This is a genomic window from Candidatus Cryosericum odellii, assembly GCF_003570935.1.
Taxonomy (GTDB): Bacteria; Caldisericota; Caldisericia; order Cryosericales; family Cryosericaceae; genus Cryosericum; species Cryosericum odellii.
Genome location: NZ_QXIU01000211.1, coordinates 19,844 through 24,909, shown reverse-complemented (window position 1 = coordinate 24,909; position 5,066 = coordinate 19,844). Strand labels below are relative to the sequence as shown.

At 55.1% G+C, this 5,066-nt stretch carries 6 protein-coding genes; all 6 read left to right on the top strand.

The genetic code is table 11. The annotated features are described in order from the left end of the window. The coding region (locus SMC5_RS11795; protein ID WP_133299192.1) for a glycosyltransferase at window positions 1-151 on the top strand (151 nt) is incomplete at its 5' end. Window positions 152-164: 13 nt separating this feature from the next. After that, on the top strand, window positions 165-1,583 hold the full coding sequence (locus SMC5_RS08695) for a mannose-1-phosphate guanylyltransferase/mannose-6-phosphate isomerase (protein WP_119120391.1): 1,419 nt from the start codon (window positions 165-167) through the stop codon (window positions 1,581-1,583). Then, on the top strand, window positions 1,580-2,671 hold the full coding sequence (gene gmd, locus SMC5_RS08690) for a GDP-mannose 4,6-dehydratase (protein WP_119120390.1): 1,092 nt from the start codon (window positions 1,580-1,582) through the stop codon (window positions 2,669-2,671). The genes SMC5_RS08695 and gmd overlap by 4 nt, the downstream gene beginning before the upstream one ends. Before the next feature lie 2 nt (window positions 2,672-2,673). Beyond that, window positions 2,674-3,597, top strand: a complete 924-nt coding sequence (locus SMC5_RS08685) for a GDP-L-fucose synthase family protein (RefSeq protein WP_119120389.1) — start codon at window positions 2,674-2,676, stop codon at window positions 3,595-3,597. A gap of 550 nt (window positions 3,598-4,147) precedes the next feature. Then, window positions 4,148-4,897, top strand: coding sequence for a sugar phosphate nucleotidyltransferase (locus tag SMC5_RS08675; RefSeq protein WP_119120387.1), 750 nt, complete (start codon window positions 4,148-4,150; stop codon window positions 4,895-4,897). Next, window positions 4,894-5,066: dTDP-4-dehydrorhamnose 3,5-epimerase family protein (locus SMC5_RS11790; protein ID WP_165849051.1), on the top strand; the 173-nt coding region annotated here is incomplete at its 3' end. The genes SMC5_RS08675 and SMC5_RS11790, both read left to right, overlap by 4 nt.

The following is a 5,066-nucleotide window of genomic DNA, read 5'->3' as shown; positions in this document are numbered from 1 at the left end:
CAATAATGCGAGATGTTTGAGAGAATCTCTTGATGCTATAGTTAACGAAACATATTCAAATAGAGAGATTATTGTTTCCGGTAATGCCTCTACAGATGATACAAAAGAGATTGCCGATGAATATGTAAAGAAGGTATGGAGTAAGATATGAGGGAGGGACTGCATTGAAAGTCATTGTCTTGGCCGGAGGCCGCGGTACACGGCTGTGGCCGATGTCGCGCGAACTTTACTCGAAGCAATTCCTACGCCTACCGGGCAGTAGCGAATCCCTGCTGGCCAGCGCGTATGTCCGCGCGCAGGTACTGGTTCAGCCCGAAGACATCATAACCGTGACCAGTCAAGATTTCGCGTTCTTTGTCAAGGATACCTTTCAGGAGGTCACTGGTCAGGATCCCCTGCATGTCATCTGCGAGCCTGTCAGCCGCAACACGGCACCTGCCATCGGCTTGGCTCTCGCGTATGCCAGGGACAAGCTGCATGTTCCACCTGACGAGCCGTTCTTGGTCATGACGTCCGACCATGTCATTCAGCCAGTGAGTGCGTTTGCTGGGTACGTGAAGCAGGGAGAACAGGCCGCGCAGAGTGGCTACCTGGTAACCTTCGGTGTCAAGCCGACCGGTCCCGAGACAGGCTATGGCTACGTCCAAGCGGGTGATAGCTTGAGCGATGGTGTCCTGAAAGCTGTGCGGTTTGTCGAGAAGCCAGATGCAGTGACAGCCCAAAGGTATGTTGCGTCGGGCGACTACTTCTGGAACTCCGGCATGTTCTGTTTCACGGCACGGGACATGATGGCAGCTCTTGCCGAACACCAGCCAGCAATAGCACAACTACTTGAGGGTGGATTCGACACAACCATCGGCCACTTCGGTGACATGCCCTCGATTTCCATCGACTACGCAGTCATGGAGAAAGCACTTCATGTGGCAGTTGTCCCCATGGATCTGACATGGAACGATGTTGGCAGCTGGGATGCTGTCTATGCCATCACGAACAAGGATGCTGATGGCAATGCTCTCAGTGGTGATGTTGTTGCTCTTGATACCACAGGCTCACTGGTTGTCTCGCGCAAACGGCTAGTCACAACGATCGGTGTCAAGGACTTGAGTATCATTGAGACAGATGACGCTATTCTCGTGGCGCAGAGGGGAAGCAGTCAACACGTGAAGGTACTCCTTGAGACACTCAAAGCCAGTGGTCGGCGTGAGGTTCACGAGCACACGACAACCATACGTCCGTGGGGCACCTACCGGATCCTGGAAGAGAGCAGCAGGTTCAAGATCAAGAGCATCGTCGTGAACGTCGGCGCGGTGCTCAGCCTGCAGCGCCACATTCATCGGACTGAACACTGGGTTGTCATTCATGGTACAGCTCAGGTGACCATTGGAGAGAAGACGTTCTTTGTCCACGAGGGTGAAAGTACCTTCGTGCCCAAGACGACCTTGCACCGTCTGGGCAACCCTGGCAAAGTCCCGTTGGAGATCATTGAGGTTCAGAATGGTGAGTATGTTGGAGAAGATGACATCGAGAGAGTCGAGGACGTGTATGGCCGCACGAAAGGTGTGGAGGGAGAGACACGACAATGAAGAAAGCACTGATTACTGGTATCACCGGCCAGGACGGTTCGTACCTCGCCGAGTTCCTGCTCAGCAAGGGGTACGAGGTTCACGGCATCAAGAGGAGGAGCAGCTCGTACAATTCCTCCCGCATCGATCATATCTACCAGGATCCGCATTATGCCAATACCCATTTCTTCATGCACTACGGTGACATGACCGATGCCAGCAACCTGCTTGCCATCATGGCTGAGGTGCGTCCCGACGAGGTGTACAACCTGGCAGCGCAGTCCCATGTTGCTGTGTCGTTTGAGACGCCCGAGTATACAGGCAACTCGGACGGACTTGGGACACTGCGACTTCTTGAGGCAATCCGTGCAGCTGGTCTGACCAATACTACCCGATTCTACCAGGCCTCGACCTCGGAACTCTTTGGAGGTCTGCCTGCAACAGCACCACAGTCCGAATCGACACCCTTCACACCCCGGTCTCCCTATGCCGTGGCAAAATTGTATGCTTACTGGATTGTCGCCAATTACCGGGAAGCATACCACATGTATACTTGCAACGGTATCCTGTTCAACCACGAGTCTCCCAGGAGGGGCGAGACGTTTGTTACGCGCAAGGTGACCATGGCGGTGGCTCGTATCGTCAAAGGTTTGCAGGACTGCGTGTATCTCGGTAACCTCGATGCAAAGAGGGATTGGGGATATGCGAGGGAATACGTGCAGGCGATGTGGCTCGTGCTGCAGCAGAATACTCCTGATGATTACGTAATTGCGACCGGCGAGACTCATACCGTGCGCGAGTTCGTGGAAGTGGCATTCAAGCGGGCCGGTATCACCTTGGCGTGGCAGGGTCAAGGTGCCGAGGAGTGCGGACTCGACACAGGTTCGGGAAAGGTCGTCGTTCGCATCGATCCCCGCTACTATCGCCCGACCGAGGTCGACGTCCTGCAGGGTAACGCATCCAAGGCAGCCGTCAAACTTGGTTGGCATCCCGTGACGACCTTTCATGCGCTGGTCGATCTGATGGTGGACGCTGACCTGTCCATGCTCGGCGATGGCCATGATCACGATTGTTATACTGGAGACAGCATCCTGAAGGAGACGAAGTAGCTATGCTCGATCTCAGCAACAAGCAGATTGTTGTCACAGGTGGCAAGGGCTTCCTCGGTACTCACCTCGTCAAGAAGCTGAGGGAACGCGGTGCGACAAAGGTCGTCCCACTTGCGCACCGTGACTATGATCTCCGTGACCGTGCCCAGGTACAACGCATGTTTGACGATCTGCATCCCGAGGTCATCATCCACCTTGCAGCCGTCGTGGGCGGCATTGGTGCCAACCGTTTGTACCCCGGTTCCTTCTTTTACGACAACGCCATCATGGGCATTCAGCTCATCGAAGAAGCAAGGCTTCACGCTATCGAAAAGTTCGTTCAGGTGGGCACCATCTGCGCCTACCCCAAGTTCACCCCAGTCCCCTTCAAGGAGGAGGACCTCTGGAATGGGTACCCCGAGGAGACCAATGCTCCCTATGGCCTGGCCAAGAAGATGCTGCTTGTCCAGTTGCAGGCATACCGGCAGGAGTATGACTTCGACGGCATCTACCTCCTGCCCGTCAACCTCTATGGACCCGGGGACAACGATGACCTTGTCACCTCTCATGTCATCCCTGCGATGATCCGGAAGTTCAAGGAGGCCAAGGAACAGAACCTCCCCACCGTTACCCTCTGGGGCGATGGATCCCCGACGCGGGAGTTCCTCTATGTCGAGGATGCCGCCGAAGGCATCGTGCTGGCTACGGAGCGGTATGACAAACCTGAACCCGTCAACCTTGGGTCGGGACAAGAGATCTCCATCAAGGACCTCGCTGATCTCATTAAGCGACTGACGGGCTACCAGGGAGCGATCATCTGGGACACCACCAAGCCCAATGGTCAGCCTCGGAGACTGCTCGATGTCAGCAGAGCCGAACGAGAATTCGAGTTCAAAGCGAGCAGTTCACTGTCTGACAGATTGGCAGCTATGATTGGGGTCAAATAAGTCATGAGCAGGCTATTCCGAGACAGTCTTCGCTCTCACAAGCGCTGGGGAAGCATCCCTAAACAGCGTGAGTGCAATTCCGGAAGGAGAGCTGACCATGATTGTAGCCAGTACACCCAATGACGTGTCCGCCCATAACCCGCTGGATTTTCTCAGTTACGCCGCCTAAAGAGGAGGGTATCGCGTCACCATGACAATGAAGATATGGAATGATAAGGAGGACGCTAGGTATCGTCTGGCCTCTCCTATCCGGCAAGGACCAATGCTGGTCCGATGCTATGGTTGTGAACGGCTGGATCCATCTAACTGTCTCAAGTGGCGAGAGGATACACTCCACACCGCAGTCCTTTTTGACGGAATCGGGATGGTGGACTACTCTCACCGGTACCACGGTGTTGCCACGGCAGGTGCTTACTGACGTGCTTCACGTACAGCACTTTAGTAGAGAGTTCTTACATATCGTCGCCCTCATCTCCTATCTGGCGTCGCTGCGTGTTCCTCGAGTATTGTTTTCCGGTCGAGTTCTCATTCAAGTTGTAGGAGGTCTAGCATGAAAGGCATTGTTCTTGCAGGTGGTACCGGCTCCCGTCTGTCACCCCTGACGGCGGTGACCAACAAGCACCTCTTGCCCGTGGGCAAGTATCCCATGGTGTTTCATCCTATTGCACGCCTCAAGCAGGCGGGCATCAAAGATATTCTTGTTGTCACCGGGCGCGATCATATGGGGGATGTCATGGAGCTCCTAGGCAGCGGCCATGACTTTGGCCTGGACTTCACCTACAAAGTGCAGGATCAGGCAGGCGGCATCGCCGAAGCACTGGGACTTGCGCGCGGCTTCTGCTCTGGCGACAGCTGCTGTGTCATTCTGGGAGACAACATCTTCCAAGACGATCTCACACCGTCCGTCGCAGTCTTCCAGCGCCAAGGGCGGGGTGCACGTGTCCTCCTCAAAGAGGTGCAAGACCCCGGGCGTTTTGGTGTGGCTGAGTTGTCCCAGGACGGGCACATTGTTAGTATCGAGGAGAAGCCGGCCAACCCCAAGAGCAACCTGGCCGTCACCGGCATTTACATGTATGATGCTCAGGTCTTCGATATCGTTCCGACCCTGGTCCCGTCTCATCGTGGCGAATTGGAGATCACGGATATCAACAATGCGTACATTCGCGCCGGCACCATGACGTACGATGTCTTGCAGGGTTGGTGGACGGATGCCGGCACTTTCCCCTCGCTGCGCACAGCCAATGATCTGGCGCAGAACATTGAGCTTGGTCTCGACGAGACAAGAGAGGGAACATCATGAGTAAGTTTACCTTTGAACCGTTGGCTGTCCCGGACCTGATCGTCATCAAACCGACTGTGCACGGTGACACACGGGGATTCTTCCTCGAGACCTACCGTGCAGACGAGTTTGCGGCAGCTGGTATCATGAACACCTTTCTGCAGGACAACCATTCGCATTCGACCCAGGG